At 59.9% G+C, this 18,668-nt stretch carries 15 protein-coding genes; 7 read left to right on the top strand and 8 right to left on the bottom strand.

The annotated features are described in order from the left end of the window. Window positions 1–383: 383 nt before the first annotated feature. The 4 genes from IB252_RS13375 (at window position 384) to ilvD (ending at window position 5,735) form a co-directional block, all read left to right on the top strand. A complete protein-coding gene (locus tag IB252_RS13375) occupies window positions 384–1,463 on the top strand; it encodes a SagB family peptide dehydrogenase (protein ID WP_192409101.1) in 1,080 nt (359 codons plus the stop codon). Next, window positions 1,460–2,437, top strand: coding sequence for a diiron oxygenase (locus tag IB252_RS13370; RefSeq protein ID WP_192409300.1), 978 nt, complete (start codon window positions 1,460–1,462; stop codon window positions 2,435–2,437). The genes IB252_RS13375 and IB252_RS13370 overlap by 4 nt, the downstream gene beginning before the upstream one ends. Next, window positions 2,430–3,635 carry a multidrug effflux MFS transporter gene (locus tag IB252_RS13365; protein ID WP_192409099.1) on the top strand — a complete coding sequence of 402 codons (1,206 nt, stop codon included), beginning with the start codon at window positions 2,430–2,432 and terminating at the stop codon, window positions 3,633–3,635. Before IB252_RS13370 ends, IB252_RS13365 begins: the two co-directional genes overlap by 8 nt. 258 nt (window positions 3,636–3,893) lie before the next feature. After that, complete coding sequence (ilvD, locus tag IB252_RS13360) at window positions 3,894–5,735, top strand: dihydroxy-acid dehydratase (RefSeq protein ID WP_111448426.1); 1,842 nt, start codon at window positions 3,894–3,896, stop codon at window positions 5,733–5,735. Between the two features lie 241 nt (window positions 5,736–5,976). Here the strand turns inward: ilvD and IB252_RS13355 are convergent, their stop codons facing one another. After that, complete coding sequence (locus tag IB252_RS13355) at window positions 5,977–7,044, bottom strand: haloacid dehalogenase-like hydrolase (protein WP_192409097.1); 1,068 nt, start codon at window positions 7,042–7,044, stop codon at window positions 5,977–5,979. 240 nt (window positions 7,045–7,284) lie between these two features. Between IB252_RS13355 and IB252_RS13350 the strand changes: the two genes are divergently transcribed. Continuing rightward, window positions 7,285–8,676: an L-cystine transporter gene (locus IB252_RS13350; RefSeq protein ID WP_046045195.1), complete on the top strand. Its 1,392-nt coding sequence runs from the start codon at window positions 7,285–7,287 to the stop codon at window positions 8,674–8,676. A gap of 122 nt (window positions 8,677–8,798) precedes the next feature. On the opposite strand, the gene IB252_RS13345 is transcribed toward IB252_RS13350, so the two are convergent. After that, on the bottom strand, window positions 8,799–9,311 hold the full coding sequence (locus IB252_RS13345; protein WP_192409095.1) for a dihydrofolate reductase: 513 nt from the start codon (window positions 9,309–9,311) through the stop codon (window positions 8,799–8,801). A gap of 85 nt (window positions 9,312–9,396) precedes the next feature. Between IB252_RS13345 and IB252_RS13340 the strand changes: the two genes are divergently transcribed. Together IB252_RS13340 and IB252_RS13335 are read left to right on the top strand one after the other, a co-directional pair. Further along, on the top strand, window positions 9,397–10,776 hold the full coding sequence (locus tag IB252_RS13340; protein WP_192409093.1) for a DUF2868 domain-containing protein: 1,380 nt from the start codon (window positions 9,397–9,399) through the stop codon (window positions 10,774–10,776). Beyond that, window positions 10,769–12,145, top strand: coding sequence for a GTPase/DUF3482 domain-containing protein (locus IB252_RS13335; RefSeq protein ID WP_192409091.1), 1,377 nt, complete (start codon window positions 10,769–10,771; stop codon window positions 12,143–12,145). The genes IB252_RS13340 and IB252_RS13335 overlap by 8 nt, the downstream gene beginning before the upstream one ends. A gap of 112 nt (window positions 12,146–12,257) precedes the next feature. Here IB252_RS13335 and IB252_RS13330 read toward each other — a convergent pair whose 3' ends face one another. From IB252_RS13330 to IB252_RS13305, 6 genes are all read right to left on the bottom strand, one after another. Further along, window positions 12,258–12,680, bottom strand: a complete 423-nt coding sequence (locus IB252_RS13330; RefSeq protein ID WP_192409089.1) for a hypothetical protein — start codon at window positions 12,678–12,680, stop codon at window positions 12,258–12,260. 85 nt (window positions 12,681–12,765) lie between these two features. Then, on the bottom strand, window positions 12,766–13,332 hold the full coding sequence (locus tag IB252_RS13325; RefSeq protein WP_192409087.1) for a phosphonate degradation HD-domain oxygenase: 567 nt from the start codon (window positions 13,330–13,332) through the stop codon (window positions 12,766–12,768). Next, complete coding sequence (locus IB252_RS13320; RefSeq protein ID WP_192409085.1) at window positions 13,332–14,465, bottom strand: TIGR03364 family FAD-dependent oxidoreductase; 1,134 nt, start codon at window positions 14,463–14,465, stop codon at window positions 13,332–13,334. The genes IB252_RS13325 and IB252_RS13320 overlap by 1 nt, the downstream gene beginning before the upstream one ends. A gap of 126 nt (window positions 14,466–14,591) precedes the next feature. Then, the gene (locus IB252_RS13315; protein WP_192409083.1) at window positions 14,592–15,617 is read right to left on the bottom strand and encodes a putative 2-aminoethylphosphonate ABC transporter substrate-binding protein; all 1,026 of its coding nucleotides are present in this window, start codon (window positions 15,615–15,617) and stop codon (window positions 14,592–14,594) included. Between the two features lie 51 nt (window positions 15,618–15,668). Further along, the gene (locus IB252_RS13310) at window positions 15,669–17,393 is read right to left on the bottom strand and encodes a putative 2-aminoethylphosphonate ABC transporter permease subunit (RefSeq protein ID WP_192409081.1); all 1,725 of its coding nucleotides are present in this window, start codon (window positions 17,391–17,393) and stop codon (window positions 15,669–15,671) included. Further along, a complete protein-coding gene (locus IB252_RS13305) occupies window positions 17,393–18,469 on the bottom strand; it encodes a putative 2-aminoethylphosphonate ABC transporter ATP-binding protein (protein ID WP_192409079.1) in 1,077 nt (358 codons plus the stop codon). The genes IB252_RS13310 and IB252_RS13305 overlap by 1 nt, the downstream gene beginning before the upstream one ends. Window positions 18,470–18,668: the final 199 nt, after the last annotated feature.

Below are 18,668 nucleotides of genomic sequence, written 5' to 3'. Positions count from 1 at the left end.
TTATCTGTTATTGAACTCTCTAACTTCCTACTCCAGCGATCTTAATGACTTGCAGGACGTTTCGCCCTGCCTGTTATTTAAGCGGACAGAACTTACAAGGCTCATCCAACCCTCAGATCAATCCGACAAAACTACTGGAACATTCCTACCCAATTTCCCCTTGATAAGAACTCATTACAAACTATGATTAAGTCGTCACAAAGGAGTGACACTCACAATCAATTACAAGGAGTTCAAAACATGAAAGCAATTACTCTGGAAACCAACAAAATCGCTAACCTGGCTTTTCTGGTTGAGCCAAAAGTTCGCTAAGTAAATGAAACGCTGGGGAATGCCGGCTACCCAGCGTTTTCTATGGAAAAGACCAGAGTGAATCGCCAATCATGCAGATAAACCCTTATATATTCATACTTCCTCGCACGCCCGACCAAATAGTCTGGGATTACAAGAACCACAAACAATTCGAATTGAACCTTGAGTATTCAACCCGTCTCGCACACCTTATCGACAACCCTGAAAAGTTTGATGGCAATAACATAATTGACACGCAACTCCTGAACGCGGGAATACTCACACCCTCAATACAAAACCCTCTTGAATGGGGTTGGGATGAACTGTCGAAGATATTTCATATCGGCACCAAGAACATTCCTTGTGAATATGTCCCCCAAGATATTAATGAATGGTCGAGACACTATCTGGACCATTGCGCCGAAGTACTGGCTACTCCTGCCCCCCAGACCAGGCGCACAGAGCGCCCGACAACCGAACGAATTGCCCTGCCTCAACCTTCCTGCTTCCCGGTAAAAGCGCTGGTAAAGACATTGATCGAGAGAAAGACCTGTCGCACCTTCACGGGTGAAAGGGTTTCCCTCGATGAGGTGAGCACTCTTCTGTATTTGTCCCTTGGCTATTTGCGTGAGCGCGACAACGACATCGACGAAACCATCGCTGACGGTCTCGGCGCCCGGCGTAGCAGTCCATCCGGTGGCGGACTGAATGCCTGCGAAGGTTTTCTTCATGTTCAGAACGTCAGCGGCCTGAATCCCGGTCTCTACGCCTACCACCCCGACGAACATGCTCTGAGCTTCGTCAGTCCGGTGCCTGACTCGCCCTTGGGCCAGTTGTTGTGTGGGCAGCATTTCATCAACAACCTGCCAGTCGGCCTGTTCATCACCGCTCGCTTCGACAAACTGTGGTGGAAATATGAACACTCGCGGGCGTACCGAATGGCCTACGTGGAGGCCGGTCATATTTCCCAGACCTTTCAACTGGTGGCCACCGCACTTGGGTTAAGCACCTGGCTGACCGGTGCGTTGGCGGATGATCAGGTCGAAACGTTGCTGGGGATCGAGGACAGCGCCGAACAACCGTTGTTTTTTGTGGGCTGCGGCCAGAGTGACGGGCAAGTGATGTGCAAGGAATTAAAAGCACTGCTGCGCAGCCGAGGCTCACAACAATGACCGAGCCCCGCACAGACGACCTGTCACTGCCCGACGCCTGGGCACAGCGCTTCACCCTCGGTGACTGGAACAGCCGAGCCTCGGTACGAACCAGCGACCACACCTATCAATTGCCATCTGATCTGGAACGGCAACTGGAAACACGACACTGGTTCCCGCCCGCCTTCTTGCCCTACCTGAATCACCCGGTGATCGAAGCGGCCGGCAGCGCGATCACCCATCGTTTATCAGCCAACCATCTGGTGTATTTCCTCGACTACACCACCCGGCTCGAACATCGGATCGTCAACCGCTCCGTGGAAACCATCGTCCACGATGAGCTCGGTGCGCCCATCCCCCGACGGATGAAAACGGCCGCCCTCCAGCTCTATACCGATGAGGGTTATCACGCGCTGTTCTCCAATAGTCTCGCCGAGCAGATAGCCGACCTCTACGGCATGACCCAACGCCCGGTGATGCCGCACCGCATTACCCGACTGAACGCCCTGATTGACCACTGCCCAGACAGGCATAAAGCGCTGGCCTGGTTTCTCGTCGGTTTCGTGTCCGAGACCATCATCGCCAGGGAACTGCTTGAGGTTTGCCGCAACGAGCTGGTGTCCAGCGTCCAGGAAATGCTCAGGGACCACCTCACCGACGAGGCCCGACACAGTCGTTATTTTTGCGAGGTGTTCCATTATCTGTGGCTGACCCTGAACAGCAGCCAACGCACGTTCGCCGCGAAGCTGCTGGTGGACATCCTCCTGATGTTCTTTGAGGTCGATGAACGATGGCTGAAGGAAAGCCTGAACAGCGTGGGCCTCAGGGAAAATTGCGTCGCAGAAATCCTCAGTGCCCTGACCGGCCCGCAAGCCTGCCTTCAGCGCGCCCGATCAGGTGCAGGCGCGACGCTACAGGCAATGGAAAAGGCAGGTTTTTTCGACCTGCCTTTTAACCAGCGGCTCTTCGTACAGGCAGGACTTATCGATGGATGAAGGAAAATCTGCGGTCAGTGTCAAACACCGCCGCTCTGCGATCACCCTGTTAATGACCATGGTCATGCTCGGGGTCTTCCCTCTGGATGTTCTGCTGCCATCGTTCCCGGCGCTGGCCGAACACTTCCGGACCACGCCAGGCGACATCGCATTTTCCATCAGCCTGTTTGCCATCGGGATCGCACTTTCCCAACTGCTGGTCGGGCCGCTCTCGGATGTCATCGGGCGCAAAAGTCTTCTGCTGGCGGGAATGGCGGTCTCGATTGTCGGTGCGACGGGTTGCGTGCTGTCCACCGACTACGCCTGGTTCCTGATGTTCCGGGTGGTACAGGCCATTGGCTGCGGTTGCTTCGTACTTTCACAGGCGTTGGTCCAGGACCTGTTCGACGGCAAGGAGCGGGATCAACTGCGGATCCTGATGGTCACCGCCAGCGGGATCTTCATTTCCGTCTCGCCACTGGCTGGCACCCTGTTGCAACAGGCACTGGACTGGCCTGCAAGCTTCATTGTCTTTATTGCCCTCGCGGCTGCCGTGTTCCTCAAGGCCTGTTTCTTTCTTGAAAACCGGCACACCGCCACAACCCCGCGCCGAAGCATTCTTCAGTCCTACCGGCGCGTCTGTCGCGATGCGGGTTTCCTCGGCTATTGGCTGATCGCCGCAATCGCCTTCACCTGCCACTTTTCCTTCATTGTCATCTCGCCCCTGATCTTCATGGAGCAGTTGCAGCTTTCGGCCTACGAGTTTTCCCTGACATTGTTGCTGTATGGCGTGGCCTACATCATCGGCGGCATTGTCGCTCGAGTCCTCGATGGACGGATCGCACCCAATACACAGATCATTGTTGGTTTGAGCCTGATCTTTTTTTCGGGGCTGGTAATGCTCTTGCTCTCAAATCTGCTGGGGCTTTCAGCCCTGACCGTGCTGATCCCTATGGTCATCTGCACCGCCGGCACGACCATCGTCCGCCCTGTCGCCACCTCCAAAGCCATGGAAGTGTTCCCGGACAATGCCGGTACATCGGCGTCGGCCGGGAACACGCTGATCTTCATCTTTGGCGGGGTGATCAGCGCCTTGATCAATCTGAGTGGAGCCCATCTGCAAACGACTCTCGCATTGAGTTTCATCGTCTTGAGCACCGTCGGCGTTTCCTTCAATGCACTGATCACACGTCGGCAGCTCTCGCTGAATACCGGATGATTCCTGCCGGTCGTCATCCCACACGCCCCGTCAGCGCTGGATCCCCCTTTTCCGGCATTCCCTCCTGACGCCAGCCGTGTAGAATCGCGACATTCATCGCCAGTCATCCCCCGGCGGGTTTATGAGCTCAAGCTGAAGCGCGCGGCGATCCCGCAAAGTTATCGGCAACTTCCGGACACACGGCCATTTCTGAGTGTTCCAGACGTCAATAGAAGCTCACTTCCCTTTTGATACCTGATTAGCCGCCCGGAGTGCTTCATGCCTGATTACCGCTCGAAAACATCCACCCATGGCCGCAACATGGCCGGCGCCCGCGCACTGTGGCGCGCAACGGGTATGAAAGATGACGACTTCAAAAAGCCGATCATCGCCATTGCCAACTCCTTCACCCAGTTCGTACCGGGCCACGTCCACCTCAAGGACCTGGGCCAACTGGTCGCCCGCGAAATCGAACGCGCCGGCGGTGTCGCCAAAGAATTCAACACCATCGCCGTAGATGACGGCATCGCCATGGGCCACGACGGCATGCTGTATTCGCTGCCGAGCCGCGAGATCATCGCCGACTCCGTCGAGTACATGGTCAACGCTCACTGCGCCGATGCGATCGTCTGCATCTCCAATTGCGACAAGATCACCCCTGGCATGCTGATGGCCGCCCTGCGCCTGAACATCCCGGTGATCTTCGTTTCCGGCGGCCCGATGGAAGCCGGCAAGACCAAACTGGCCAGCCACGGTCTCGACCTCGTCGACGCCATGGTGATCGCCGCCGACTCCAGCGCTTCTGACGAGAAAGTCGCTGAGTACGAGCGCAGCGCCTGTCCGACGTGCGGTTCGTGCTCCGGCATGTTCACTGCCAACTCGATGAACTGCCTGGTCGAAGCCCTGGGCCTGGCATTGCCGGGCAACGGTTCGACCCTGGCCACCCACAGCGACCGCGAGCAGCTGTTCCTGCAGGCCGGCCGCACCATCGTCGAGCTGTGCAAGCGTTACTACGGCGACAACGATGAGTCGGTATTGCCGCGCAACATCGCCAACTTCAAGGCGTTCGAAAACGCCATGACGCTGGACATCGCCATGGGCGGCTCCACCAACACCATCCTGCACTTGCTGGCTGCGGCCCAGGAAGCCGAGATCGATTTCGACCTGCGCGACATCGACCGTCTCTCCCGTCACGTTCCACAACTGTGCAAAGTCGCGCCGAATATCCAGAAGTACCACATGGAAGACGTGCACCGCGCCGGCGGGATCTTCAGCATCCTCGGCTCGCTGGCCCGTGGCGGTCTGCTGCACACCGACCTGCCGACCGTGCACAGTAAAACCCTGGCCGAAGGCATCGCCAAGTGGGACATCACCCAGACCAACGACGAAGCGGTGCATCACTTCTTCAAGGCTGGTCCTGCGGGCATCCCGACCCAAACTGCGTTCAGCCAGTCGACCCGTTGGGAAACCCTGGACGACGACCGTGAAAACGGCTGCATCCGCAGTGTCGAACACGCCTACTCGAAAGAAGGCGGCCTGGCCGTTCTCTACGGCAACATCGCGCTGGACGGCTGCGTGGTGAAAACCGCCGGCGTCGACGAGTCGATCCACGTGTTCGAAGGCAACGCGAAGATCTTCGAAAGCCAGGACAGCGCCGTGCGCGGCATCCTCGCGGACGAAGTGAAAGCCGGCGACATCGTGATCATTCGTTACGAGGGCCCGAAAGGCGGCCCGGGCATGCAGGAAATGCTGTACCCGACGTCGTACCTGAAATCCAAAGGCCTGGGCAAAGCTTGCGCCCTGCTCACCGATGGCCGTTTCTCCGGCGGCACCTCGGGCCTGTCCATCGGCCACGCTTCGCCAGAAGCGGCGGCCGGCGGCGCGATTGGTCTGGTGCAGGATGGCGACAAAGTGCTGATCGACATTCCGAACCGCTCGATCAACCTGTTGATCAGCGACGAAGAAATGGCCGGTCGTCGTGCCGAGCAGGATCAGAAAGGCTGGAAGCCTGTGGAAAAACGTCCACGTAAAGTGACCACCGCACTGAAGGCCTACGCCCTGCTGGCAACCAGCGCCGACAAGGGTGCTGTGCGTAACAAGGCGATGCTCGACGGTCTGTAAGCGTCAGTCGCAAAAATAAAAATGCCCCGCCAAGTGCGGGGCATTTTTTTGTGGCCAACTCGGTCAACTGTGGGAGCGGGCTTGCTCGCGAAAGCGGTGGGTCAGTCGACATCATCATCGGATGTGACGGCCTCTTCGCGAGCAAGCCCGCTCCCACATTGGTTCTATGGTGCTCACAAAATCTGTGTATCACCCCAACCCATGTGGGAGCGAGCTCGCTCGCGATGGCAGCGCCTCGGTCTTACTGAATCTCTTCCGGCTTCACGATCACCCAGTTTTTGTCCGCCGTGACCTGCAACCCTTCCTTGGCCTGAGCCGCCGCGTGCTTGGCCATCATGCCGTTAATCTGGGTCATGTATTTGTCTTTGCGGTTGACCCACAAGTGGATGCCACCCTTGGCCACGTCGACATCGTGGAACAGCATGTAACCGTCGCTGCTCGGGGTATCGCCGCCCACCAGTACCGGTTTTTTCCACTCGTCGATGTAGGTCAGGATTGCCGCATGCTTGCCGGCCATCCAGGTCGCCGGGGTCCACAGGTACGGGGTCAGTTCGAGGCCGAGGTTGGCCTTCTCGTCATACTTGCCCGCGGTGATCTGCTTGCGCGCCGTAGTCAGCTCGCCGGTCTGGCGGTCCTTGAGCAGCGTGGTCACGCCGATCACGTTCTGCGGTTTGACGTTGTAGCCGTACTTCGGATCGGCGGCGACCATGCGCACCAGCTCTTCGGAGGCGGCGGTCATCACGTAGACATCGATGCCGTTCTCCATCAGCTTGTTGTAGAGCTCTTTCTGGCCGGTGAAGATTTTCGGCGGGTTGACGTCGAGGTTCTTGACCACGTCGCCTTCGTAATACGTCGCCGGCACCGGTTTACCAGACGTCATTAACTCATCGACGTAGCCTTTGAGTTCCTGGAGGGTGAAGCCGGAGAACACTTGGGCGACCCATGGGTAGCAAACCATGTCGTCGACTTCGCAAAGTCGATAGTAGTAGCTGAACAGGCTTTCCTTGTGGTCGGCAGTGTCTTTGAACGGCATCAGTTTCAGGGAGGGATCGAGTTTCTCGCGGGTGATCAGGCCCTTGTTTTCCATGAACGGCAGCAACGACTCTTCGAGGTCGTAGCGGTAACTGGTGTTGTCCATGTCGAACACCGCGTAGTTACCTTTGTTGGCGTTGGCGGCAATCATTGCGTCCAGCGCCTTGGCCTGATCGGCTGGCCAATGCTTCAAATCCGTGGCGAATACCTGGCCGGCGAGGCCAAGACCCAAACTCAATCCCAACGCGGCAGCCAGAAATTTCGGTGCAAGCTTCATCGGCATTTCTCCCTGAATGAAAGACATCGACGCTAACAAATAAGTGTGACAGTCCTCGCCTGTCAGCGACCGCTCACGTCTCCATTGCGCCAGCTGCATCCCCGTGAGCGACGCGCGCTTATTCCAAAAACGACGGTTTTCATACGTTTTTGGTATTAATTCATTGGAAATCAAGCTGTTAGGCTTGCCGGTTCGCAGTCACCCCGGAAGGTGGCTGGCACAAGTCTTATCGGAGTTCTCATGAATCTGCCGCTGATCCTCAATCTGCTGGTGTTCCTCGCGTTACTTTTTGGTCTTGCACAAACCCGTCACACCACCTGGAGCCTGGCGAAAAAAGTTCTGCTCGCGCTGGTGCTGGGCGTGGTGTTCGGTGTGGCTCTGCACACCGTTTACGGTGCCGGCAACCCGGTACTGAAAGCGTCGATCGGCTGGTTCGATCTGGTGGGCAACGGTTACGTGCAGTTGCTGCAAATGATCGTGATCCCGCTGGTGTTCGCCTCGATCCTTAGCGCCGTGGCCCGCCTGCACAACGCCTCGTCGCTGGGCAAGATCAGCTTCCTGACCATCGGCACGCTGCTGTTCACCACGGCCATTGCGGCGCTGATCGGTATCGGGCTGACCAACCTGTTTGGTCTGACCGCTGAAGGCCTGGTGGCCGGCACTCAGGAAATGGCCCGTCTGCAAACCATTCAGACCGACTACGCGGGCAAGGTTGCCGACCTGAATGTGCCGCAGCTGTTGCTGTCGTTCATTCCGCAAAACCCGTTCGCCGACCTCGCTCGCGCGAAGCCGACCTCGATCATCAGCGTGGTGATTTTTGCTGCGTTCCTTGGGGTCGCGGCGCTGCAACTGTTGAAAGATGACGTCGAGAAAGGTCAGAAAGTGATCAACGCCATCGACACCCTGCAAGCCTGGGTGATGCGCCTGGTACGTCTAGTGATGAAGCTGACCCCGTACGGCGTATTGGCGCTGATGACCAAAGTGGTCGCCGGCTCCAACCTGCAGGACATCATCAAACTCGGCAGTTTCGTAGTGGTTTCCTACATCGGGCTGGGGCTGATGTTTGTGGTCCATGGCCTGTTGGTGTCGGCGGCCGGGATCAACCCGCTGCGTTTCTTCCGCAAAATCTGGCCGGTGCTGACGTTTGCTTTCACCAGCCGTTCCAGTGCGGCGACCATTCCGCTGAGCATCGAAGCCCAGACCAGCCGTTTGGGTATTCCACAGTCCATCGCCAGTTTCGCCGCGTCGTTCGGCGCGACCATTGGCCAGAACGGTTGTGCCGGTCTGTACCCGGCGATGTTGGCAGTGATGGTTGCACCGACTGTGGGCATCAACCCGCTGGACCCACTGTGGATCGCGACGCTGGTGGCGATTGTGACGCTGAGCTCGGCGGGTGTGGCCGGAGTGGGCGGTGGCGCGACGTTTGCCGCGTTGATCGTGTTGCCGGCGATGGGCTTGCCGGTGTCACTGGTGGCGTTGCTGATTTCGGTTGAGCCACTGATTGATATGGGGCGCACGGCGTTGAACGTGAGTGGTTCGATTACCGCCGGTGCGATCACCAGCCAGATCATGCAACAGACCGATAAAGAGCTGCTGGATGCGGATGAGCATTCGGAGTTGGCTCACGCTTAAATTTTTTAGCGTCTGATCCGGCCTCATCGCCAGCAGGCTGGCTCCCACAGGGATTTTGCGTGTTCACACAATCCGTGTTTCACCTCAAACCCACTGTGGGAGCCAGCCTGCTGGCGATGCTTTTAGGCCTTTTCCCACACCTCGAAGTTGTACGCCGGCTTGTCGCCTTCAGCCGGATTCGGAACATTCGACACCAGTTTCCACTGCCCCAAATCAAACTCTGGAAACCACGCATCCCCTTCCGGGCTCAGCGCCACGCGCGTCAAATACAGCCGATCAGCCTGGGCCAACCCCTGCGCATATAACTGCGCCCCACCAATCAGCATCAGCTCATCGACGCCCTGTTCCCGCGCCCACTCTTCAGCGCGAACCACTGCAGCCGCAAGCGACGGATAAACCTCCGCACCTTCCAACTTCAGATCCGCCTGACGGCTGACCACGATGTTCAACCGGCCCGGCAACGGGCGACCGAGGGAATCCCAGGTCTTGCGACCCATGATGATCGGCTTGCCGAGGGTCGTGGCCTTGAAGTATTTGAAGTCCCCCGGCAAGTGCCAGGGCATGCTGTTGTCGACGCCGATCACACGGTTTTCACCGAGGGCTGCGATCAGGCTGAGGGGGAGTGATTTAGTCATGTCGGCGAGGATACCAGAGCCTCCCGTACCCCGATAAGCGCCACAGCGGTTATGCTCACCGTTCAATTGAGCGACGGGATGCCGCGTGACTGAACTGACTCCACTGCAAAACCTCTGGCTGACCGAGACGGTGCGCCTGCGCGAAGAACACGCCGGCCCCCTGGATGATCTGGAAGCCAACCGACTGGCCCGCAGCGCGGGCGGCGATCTGCCGACACGTATTCAACGCCGTGCCCTGTGGCTGGCCGAGCGCGATGGGCTGACCAGCGCCCTCAAACATTGGCTTCAAGGCGCGCGTCTGGCGCTGATCGTGATGGCGGTGCTGGCCATTGCCAGCGGCGCCGGTCTGGCGTTTGCCGCGTTGGGCGACGGACAAACTCCGGTGAATGTGTTCTGGGCCTTGGGCAGTTTGCTCGGGCTGAACCTGATTCTATTGCTGAGCTCGGCCTTGGGCCTGGCCTTCGCTGGCGAACACGGCGCCACCCTCGGCCGCTTATGGTTATGGCTCAGCGAAAAACTCGCCCGCGATGCCAAAGCCGCACAACTGGCCCCGGCCCTGCTGCTCTTGCTGCAACGACAGAAACTCAATCGCTGGGCGGTCGGCATACTGGTCAACAGCTTGTGGTTGCTGGCGATGCTCAGCGCACTGATCATGCTGTTGATGCTGATGGCGACCCGCCGTTATGGCTTCGTCTGGGAAACCACGCTCTTGGGCGGCGACACTTTCGTCGCCATGACCCAGGCCCTCGGTGCCCTGCCGGCCATGCTGGGTTTCAACGTTCCGACCGTGGAAATGATCCGCGCCAGCGGCGACGCCGCATTGAATATCGAAAGCGCCCGTCAGGCCTGGGCAACATGGCTGGTCGGCGTACTGGTGGTCTACGGTGTTTTGCCGCGACTGTTGCTGGCGCTGTTTTGCCTGTGGCGCTGGAAAACCGGGCAAGCAACATTGCATCTGGATTTGAACCTGCCCGGTTACGCCCAACTGCGCGAACGGCTGATGCCGACCAGCGAACGCCTGGGCATCAGCGACGCTGAGCCAGAGCAATTGCATCGTATTGAAAGTGGTGTCAGCGACCTGCCAAGCGATGGCGCGCTGTTGGTGGCCATCGAGCTGGACGACCAACGCCCCTGGCCGCCGCCACTGCCGAAATCCGTGAGCAACGCCGGCGTCCTCGACAGTCGCGAATCGCGGCACAAACTCCTCGAACAGCTGAGTCGCTTCCCCCCGGCCCGTCTGGCCATCGCTTGCGATCCGCGACGTTCGCCGGACCGCGGCAGTCTGGCACTGATCGCCGAACTGGCCCGCAGCGCCAGCGCCACCCGCGTCTGGCTGCTGCAAGCTCCGCCGGGTGAAGCGCTGGATGCCGAAAGGCTCGGCGACTGGCACGTGGCGCTGCAACAGCTGGACTTGCCGTTCGCCGATTGCGCGCCGTTGAACTGGCTGGAGAGCGGTCATGACTAATCCATGGAAACCGCCCTTGAAGCTCGCAGTGGTCGGCCACACCAACGTCGGCAAAACCTCATTGCTGCGCACCCTGACCCGCGATGTCGGTTTCGGTGAGGTGTCTCATCGCCCCAGCACCACACGACACGTCGAAGGCGCACGGTTGTCGGTGGACGGCGAGCCGTTGCTCGACCTCTACGACACCCCCGGCCTGGAAGATGCCATCGCCCTGCTCGACTATCTCGAACGCCTGGAGCGTCCCGGTGAACGCCTCGACGGCCCGGCACGGTTAGCGCGATTTCTTGATGGCAGCGAAGCACGACAACGGTTTGAACAGGAAGCCAAGGTGCTGCGGCAACTGCTGACCTGCGACGCCGGTCTCTACGTGATCGACGCCCGGGAACCGGTACTGGCCAAGTACCGCGACGAACTGGAAGTGCTGGCCAGCTGCGGCAAACCGCTGCTGCCGGTGTTGAATTTTGTCAGCAGCGCCAACCACCGCGAACCGGATTGGCGCGAAGCGTTGGCACGCCTCGGCTTGCACGCATTGGTCCGCTTCGACAGCGTCGCACCGCCGGAGGATGGCGAACGTCGACTGTATGAAAGCCTCGCCCTGCTGCTGGAGAACGCCCGCCCGCAACTGGAACGCTTGATCGCTGATCAGCAAGCCCAACGCCAGGCCCGGCAACAGAGTGCTGCGCGGCTGATTGGCGAATTATTGATCGACTGCGCCGCGTGCCGGCGCAGCGTGGTCAGCGAAGCCGAGCAAGAACAGCAAGCCATCAACGAACTGCGCAAAGCAGTTCGACAACGGGAACAACGCTGCGTCGAAGCGCTGCTCAAGCTCTACGCCTTCCGTCCTCAGGACGCGGCGGCCAGTGACCTGCCGCTGCTCGATGGCCGCTGGGGTGACGACCTGTTCAACCCGGAAACCCTGAAACAGCTCGGCGTGCGAGTCGGTGGCGGTATCGCGGCCGGCGCGGCAGCCGGGGCCGGAGTCGACTTGCTGGTAGGCGGCCTGACCCTCGGTGCGGCCGCATTGGCTGGAGCGATTGCCGGTGGCGCCCTGCAAACGGCCCGCAGTTATGGCAGTCGGTTGATGGGCAAGATCAAAGGCCAGCGCGAACTGACCGTCGATGACAGCGTGCTGCGGCTATTGGCGCTGCGTCAGCGACAACTGCTGCAAGCACTCAATGCGCGTGGGCATGCGGCGATGGACAGCATTCAAGTCGCCACACCTCAGGACAAGACCTGGCGCGAAGGCAAACTGCCCGAACCGCTGAACAAGGCCCGGGCGCATCCGCAATGGTCGTCGCTTAATCCGCATTCGAAGTTGAATCAGGCGGAGCGGCAAGAGCAGATCGAAGTATTGGCGCAGCAACTCTGAACCTGATCGTTCCCACGCTCCTGCGTGGGAATGCAGCCCGTGACGCTCCGCGTCACTGGACGCGGAGCGTCCCTTGAGGCATTCCCACGCAGAGCGTGGGAACGAGCAACCACTACCAATCGACCTTCAGAAACTCTCTCACCAACGACCTGACACGACTGCGATCCGTGCGATCCGCGCGCCCGTCATTGTCCACATCCGAACTCAGTATCACCTCCAGTCCACCATCGTTATCAAGATCGTGAGCCGCGGCTTTATAGGCAATCTTCTGCCCCTCGTGAAAATGTAGCCGCACCGTTTCAGGTGTGCCGTCAGCGGATGAATTCTGCGAGAAGATGCGCAAGTGCCGCGCCTCACCTTCACCCTCGTTGAACCAGGCGCATTTCAAATAGGTTTTGCCGAGCGACCTGAGTTGTTGCCGATCTGCATCCGTCGTCTCACGCTGCAACCGATCAGCTTCATAGAATTCAAAATGAACGGTATCTGCCGAGCCCTTCCCGCTTCGATCCTGTGCAATCACTTTCAAATAACGCATCCGTGCGCTTCCTTGCGAAAAGCCCAGATTGAACCGTTATCGCAAGCCCCTCCATCCGCCGTTTCTCAATTGCCTGTGAGACAACTCATTGCGCCTCGCGGGACAATAGACCGACCGCTTTGCGTTTCAACACTTCCAGATCAATCACCGGCACCGCCATCTCCTTCGCCAGCTCATCCCACTGGCGCATGCGCAGACTGACCTCGCACAACGGATCTTGCTCGAAGGCTTCAGCCTCGGCGACCGTCATCACCCCGCCCTGATACTCCAGCGTCCGACGACTGGCTTCACTCAAGCGCTCGTAGTAACCCGGTTCTTTAAGTGTCAGATAACGCTTGGCCTGAACGTGATACTCCACCAGCCGTGCCATGCGCTCGCTGAAACCTGCACGGCGTAAATAATCCGCGCCCAGGCGCTCGTGACTGACCACGCCGAAGCCGCCCATGTTCTCGGCACTCTCTGCGCAGATATGCCCGATGTCGTGGAAGAACGCGGCCAGCACCACTTCGTCATCGAAGCCCTCGGCCATCGCTAGTTCGGCGGCCTGGGACATGTGCTCGATCTGCGACACCGGTTCGCCGATGTAATCGCTGTCGCCAAAGCGCTCGTACAGACCGAACACCTCGGCGATCACTTGCTCATTGCGATCCATCAATGCTCTCCCAACAACGTTGCTACGTTGCGTTCAGCCATCGCTGGCCCGACGCTCATGCCGACACCCGTGTGCATCAGCGCCACGCTCACGCCCGGCATCGGCCGCAGGAACGAGAACGGCCCCGGACCACGAGAACCATAGACGCCCTGCCAACGTTCAACCACTTGCACCTTGCAACCCAGGGTGTGTTCCGCGAGCTCAAGCATCCAGTTATCCACCTGCTCAGCGTTGAACGGCGACGGGTCGCTGCCGTAATGGTGGGAGTCGCCGATGATCAATTCGCCATACGGTGTCGGGCTGATCAGCAGGTGAATGCCGTTTTCATGCAGGTGCGGCGCGTCTCGCAGGATTTGCGCCTGCACCGCCGCCGCTTCCGGCAGATCGGCGAAGGCGCCGTAGTGCACGCAGCTCAAACCGGTGAGCAACGCGTGTTGCAGGTTGAGGTTGATTTGCGGCCGGGCGCGAAGCATTTGAAGGCGGCAGATTTGCGGGTTGAGTTCAGCGATCGGCTCGGCCAGCAGCGTCTGATAATCGTGGCCGGAACAGACGATGATCTGCTCGGCACTGAAGGATCCGGCGGTGCTGTGCAAGCGGCCGGGCTCGATGTCGCGCACGAGAGTGGAGAAGTGAAACGTGACACCGAGTTCGCGACGCAGGTAGTCGATCAGCGCTGGTATCGCTTCACGGGAATACAGTTGCTGATCGTCCATCCCGTGCAACGCGGCGCGGTGATGGCTGAACTGGCCGCGGTACACATCGCGCAATGCAGCGCCACGCAGCAGGTTGACGCGGTAACCGTGTTCCACGGCGCGACCGGCGCAGAAGGCTTCCAGCAGATGTTCTTCGGCTTCGGTGCGGGCAAACAGGTATGAGCCGTTGCGCTTGAGTTGCAAGCCGGCGAGTTGTGCCCAATGGCCCCAGATCTCGCGGCTGGCTTTGGCCAGTTCGAGCATCGGGCCCGGTGGTTGGCCGGTGACCAGGGCCTGGCCGAAGTTGCGCACCGAGGCGCCCAAAGGCGTTTCGCTGCGTTCGAAAACGGTGACTTTCAGACCGCGCCGGGCGGCGGCGTAGGCGTGGGACAGACCGAGGATGCCGGCGCCGACGATCAGCATGTCGTTGTGGTGTGTCATGGAGTTCCCCCAATGATCGTTCCCACGCTCTGCGTGGGAATGCAGCCATGGACGCTCCGCGTCCACTGTGACGCAGAGCGTCACGTGATTCATTCCCACGCAGAGCGTGGGAACGATCGGTGTCAGTTACTTGGCAGCCACTTTCTCGGACTTGCCGTCATAGCGCTTGCGCCATTCGGTCAGGATTTCGTCGCGATTCTTCGACGCCCAGGCGAAGTCGTTCTTGATCAAACGCTGCTCATAATCCGCCGGCAATTCGGTCTGCGGCTTGGCAATACCCGGTTGCGCGAGCACGGCGAAGTTCTCTTTATAAAGCTCCATCGCTGCCGGGCTGGCGGAGAAGTCAGCCAGTTTCTTCGCCGCTTCTTCGTGCGGTGTGCCCTTGATCACAGCCGTCGCTTCGATCTCCCAGCCCAGGCCTTCTTTCGGCAGGATGATGTCCAGTGGCGCACCTTGGCGTTTCAGCTGAACGGCCGGGTATTCAAAGGAAATACCAATCGGGAATTCGCCCGCCGCCGCCAGTTTGCAAGGCTTGGAACCGGAGTGAACGTACTGGCCGATGTTCTGGTGCAGGTCGTCCATGTACTGCCAGCCCTGCTTATCGCCGAAGGTTTGCAGCCAGGCGCTGACATCGAGGAAACCGGTGCCGGACGAGGCCGGGTTGGGCATCACGATCTTGCCTTTGTACTCAGGCTTGGTCAGGTCCTGCCAGCTCACCGGTTTGGTTAAACCCTGCTTTTCGGCCTCGACGGTGTTGAAGCAAATGGTCGCAGCCCAGACGTCCATGCCGACCCAGGCTGGCGGGTTGGCGGCGTCGCGGTAGTTGCCGCCGATCTTGCCCAGGTCCTTCGGCGCGTAGCTTTGCAGCATGCCTTGCTGGTCGAGGATTGCCAGGCTTGAAGCCGCCAGGCCCCAGACTGCGTCGGCTTGCGGGCGAGCTTTTTCGGCCAGCAGCTTGGCGGTGATGATGCCGGTGGAGTCGCGCACCCACTTGATCTCGACGTCCGGGTTGGCTTTTTCGAAAGCTTCTTTATAGGTCTTCAGTTGTTCGGCTTCGAGGGCGGTGTACACCGTCAACTCGGTTTTCGCCGCGAAGGCGTTCAGGCTGAAAGCGGTGAGGACAGCAGCGGCCAGGGCCAGGGGCTTGAACATGATCTTTTCCTGTTTTTGAGTTGAGGGGCTTTCGGTTTTAGGAGCAGCGAATCAATGACCAGGCGCGGTCTGCCGCCAGGCCTGGGAGCGGCGCAGCAAACCGCGCGAGGCCCAGGCCAGCAGCAGGGACACGCCCGCCGAGGTAAACAGAATCAGGGTCGACATCGCCGCTGCGCCGCCGACGTTGCCGGCGTCGTCCATGTTCAGCACCGCCACCGCCGCGAGGATGGTGTCGGGGCTGTAGAGGAAGATCGCTGCCGAGACGGTGGTCATGGCCGAGACGAACAGGTAGCGCACGATGTCCAGCAGCGCCGGCAGGCAAATCGGCACGGTGACGCGCAGGTAATGCCGATACAGCGGCGCCTTGAGCGACAGCGCGGCGGCTTCGAACTCGGCGTCGAGTTGGCGCAGTGCGGTGGTGGCGGTCATTTGCGCGGTGGTCAAATAGTGAGCAATGGTGCAAACCACCAGCAGGGTCATGGTCCCGTAGAGCACATGCAGCGGGTTGCCCGTGAGGTTGAAGAAGAAGACATAACCCAGGCCCAGCACCAGACCCGGCACCGCCATCGGTACGAAACTGAGCATGCGCAGTGTCAGATTCAGCCCTCGTTGGCCCTTGGTTTTTTCCATCAGGTAGGCGCCGGTGAAGATCAGCACGCTGCCGATCAACGCCGTGCATAAGGCCATCTTCACGCTGTTGCCATAGGCCAGCCAGCCACCGCCCGCGGTGTCGTTGAACTGGTAATGATTGAGCGACAGCGACAGGTTGTACGGCCAGAATTTCACCAGTGACGAATACACCGCCATGCCGAACACCAGCAGCAACACCGCGCAGATCAGCAGCACGATGGCCAGGTAGCAACCGTCCCGTAGTTTCGACGGCGCCGGTTGAAAGACCTGCGCCCGACCGCTCATGGAGTCGCCGTGACGCCGACGCAACCAGGCATCGACACCGAAGCTGAACAGCGCCGGCAGCAGCAGGACCATGCCGATCAACGCGCCGCGACCGAATTGTTGCTGGCCAACCACGGCTTTGTAGGCTTCCAGCGCCAGCACTTGATAGTCGCCACCGACCACCACGGGCACGCCGAAGTCGGTGATGGTCAGGGTGAACACCAGACAGAACGCCGCGAACACAGCCTGACGAGTCGCAGGCCACGTGATGCTGCGAAACGCCTTCGCCGGACTGGCGCCCATGCTGGAGGCGGCATCGAACAGTCGCGCATCCGCCAGGGACAGCGCCGACAGCAGAATCATCAGCGCGTGTGGGAAGGTGTAGATAACCTCGCCCAGAACAATGCCCCAGAAGCCGTAGATATTGTCCGAAAGCAAACCGCGCAACATGCCCTGGTTGCCGAACAGATAAACCAGCGCAATGCCCGGCAACATCGACGGCGCCATCAGCGGCAACAGCGACATGCCGCGCCAGATACCTTTACCCGGAATCAAGGTGCGTTGCAGGGCGTAGGCAAACAGGTAGGCCAGCGGTACGACAATCGCCGCCACGCTGAGGGAAACTTTCAGGCTATTGCCGAGCAACCAATGGAAATTGGCACTGGTCAGCAATTCACGGGCGGCCACTAGACCGCCGCCCTGCCCGGCTTCGGAGCTGAAGCCGCGCCAGAAGATCGCCAGCAACGGCATCAGTACCGCAACGCCGAGCAACACCAGTAACAGGACTTTGCCGCCGACCACGAACACCCGGTCGGCGATCTCGGCACGGGAGGTCTGCCGAACCTGCTTGTGCGGGATCGGCAGCGCGAGGTTCGCGCTCATCAGGCAAACACCTGCAGGCTGCGCGGAGGCAAGGCGACCATGATCTGTTGCACGCCAAGGCGCGGCATGGCTTCCGGCGCCAGTTCCGCCAGCAATGCATGACCCGGCAGTTGATCGAGTTCGAAGCTCATGCGGCAGCGGTTGCCGAGAAAGGTTATTTCGCGAACCTTGGCCGGGAACAGGTTTTCTTCATGCACGGGCGGGTTGATGTTGATCGCTTCCGGGCGGCAAAACAGACGACCCGATGCGGCGTTGCCCGAATCGGCGGCCAGGCGCATGTTCATCCCGCCGACCTGGGCGTGGCTGTCGCTGCTGCGCTGGAAGGGCAGCCAGTTGCCCTGGCCGACGAACTCCGCCACAAACGGTGTGGCCGGGCGGTCGTAGATTTCCTGCGGGGTGGCGTATTGCTCGACCTTGCCGTTGTTCATCACGGCGATGCGGTCGGCCATCAGCATGGCTTCGTCCTGATTGTGGGTGACCATCAGGGTGGTGATGCCGAGGTTGCGCTGCAATTGGCGCAGTTCGGTGCACAGATGCTCGCGTACCCGGGCGTCGAGGGCCGACATCGGTTCATCCAGCAGCAGCAACGAAGGTGCCGGCGCCAATGCCCGAGCGAGTGCGACGCGCTGCTGTTGGCCGCCGGACAATTGGCCGGGGTACTTTTTCTCACTGCCGATCAGGCCGACCAGCTCCAGCATCTGACCGACACGTTTGCGCACTTCATCGCGACCACTGCCGGCGAGGCCGTAGGCAATGTTCGCTTCGACGGTGAGATTGGGGAACAGCGCGTAGGACTGAAACAGAATGCCGTAGTCCCGAGCCTGAGGCGCAAGGTGGGAAACGTCGCGATCACCGAGGTACAACTCGCCGCTGTCCTGTTTCTCAAGACCAGCAATGCAACGCAATAAAGTGGTTTTGCCGCAGCCCGACGGACCGAGCAGGCACACCAACTCACCGGCCGCCACGTCGAGGGACACGTTATCCAGCGCGGTGAAGGCGCCGAAGCGTTTCTGCACGCCGCGCACTTTCATCGGCGCGCCGGGGTTGGTCAGGGCAGTTGCGATCGAGTGGTTCATGGACAGGCCTCATCAAGCAGATGAGGGCCATCCTAGGTTTGTAATGCGTCCGTCATGTGGCAGTGAGGCAAAAACGGCTGATAGTGGTATTCGAGGATTTGGGTTCACCGCCGATCGTTCCCACGCTCTGCGTGGGAATACCTCAACGGACGCTCCGCGTTCGGCTCTTGGGACGCAGAGCGTCCCGGGCTGCATTCCC

The sequence above is a fragment of the Pseudomonas sp. PDM10 genome (genome assembly GCF_014852295.1).
GTDB lineage: Bacteria > Pseudomonadota > Gammaproteobacteria > Pseudomonadales > Pseudomonadaceae > Aquipseudomonas.
Note: the sequence above shows the minus strand (reverse complement) of the source record. Positions and strands in the feature narration are given on the sequence as shown.

Bases quoted from the DNA above. Each gene is read 5' to 3' on its own strand.
- IB252_RS13375 (WP_192409101.1), top strand. From the start codon at position 384: ATGCAGATAAACCCTTATATATTCATACTTCCTCGCACGCCCGACCAA.
- IB252_RS13370 (WP_192409300.1), top strand. From the start codon at position 1,460: ATGACCGAGCCCCGCACAGACGACCTGTCACTGCCCGACGCCTGGGCA.
- IB252_RS13365 (WP_192409099.1), top strand. From the start codon at position 2,430: ATGGATGAAGGAAAATCTGCGGTCAGTGTCAAACACCGCCGCTCTGCG.
- ilvD (WP_111448426.1), top strand. From the start codon at position 3,894: ATGCCTGATTACCGCTCGAAAACATCCACCCATGGCCGCAACATGGCC.
- IB252_RS13355 (WP_192409097.1), bottom strand. From the start codon at position 7,044: ATGAAGCTTGCACCGAAATTTCTGGCTGCCGCGTTGGGATTGAGTTTG.
- IB252_RS13350 (WP_046045195.1), top strand. From the start codon at position 7,285: ATGAATCTGCCGCTGATCCTCAATCTGCTGGTGTTCCTCGCGTTACTT.
- IB252_RS13345 (WP_192409095.1), bottom strand. From the start codon at position 9,311: ATGACTAAATCACTCCCCCTCAGCCTGATCGCAGCCCTCGGTGAAAAC.
- IB252_RS13335 (WP_192409091.1), top strand. From the start codon at position 10,769: ATGACTAATCCATGGAAACCGCCCTTGAAGCTCGCAGTGGTCGGCCAC.
- IB252_RS13330 (WP_192409089.1), bottom strand. From the start codon at position 12,680: ATGCGTTATTTGAAAGTGATTGCACAGGATCGAAGCGGGAAGGGCTCG.
- IB252_RS13325 (WP_192409087.1), bottom strand. From the start codon at position 13,332: ATGGATCGCAATGAGCAAGTGATCGCCGAGGTGTTCGGTCTGTACGAG.
- IB252_RS13320 (WP_192409085.1), bottom strand. From the start codon at position 14,465: ATGACACACCACAACGACATGCTGATCGTCGGCGCCGGCATCCTCGGT.
- IB252_RS13315 (WP_192409083.1), bottom strand. From the start codon at position 15,617: ATGTTCAAGCCCCTGGCCCTGGCCGCTGCTGTCCTCACCGCTTTCAGC.
- IB252_RS13310 (WP_192409081.1), bottom strand. From the start codon at position 17,393: ATGAGCGCGAACCTCGCGCTGCCGATCCCGCACAAGCAGGTTCGGCAG.
- IB252_RS13305 (WP_192409079.1), bottom strand. From the start codon at position 18,469: ATGAACCACTCGATCGCAACTGCCCTGACCAACCCCGGCGCGCCGATG.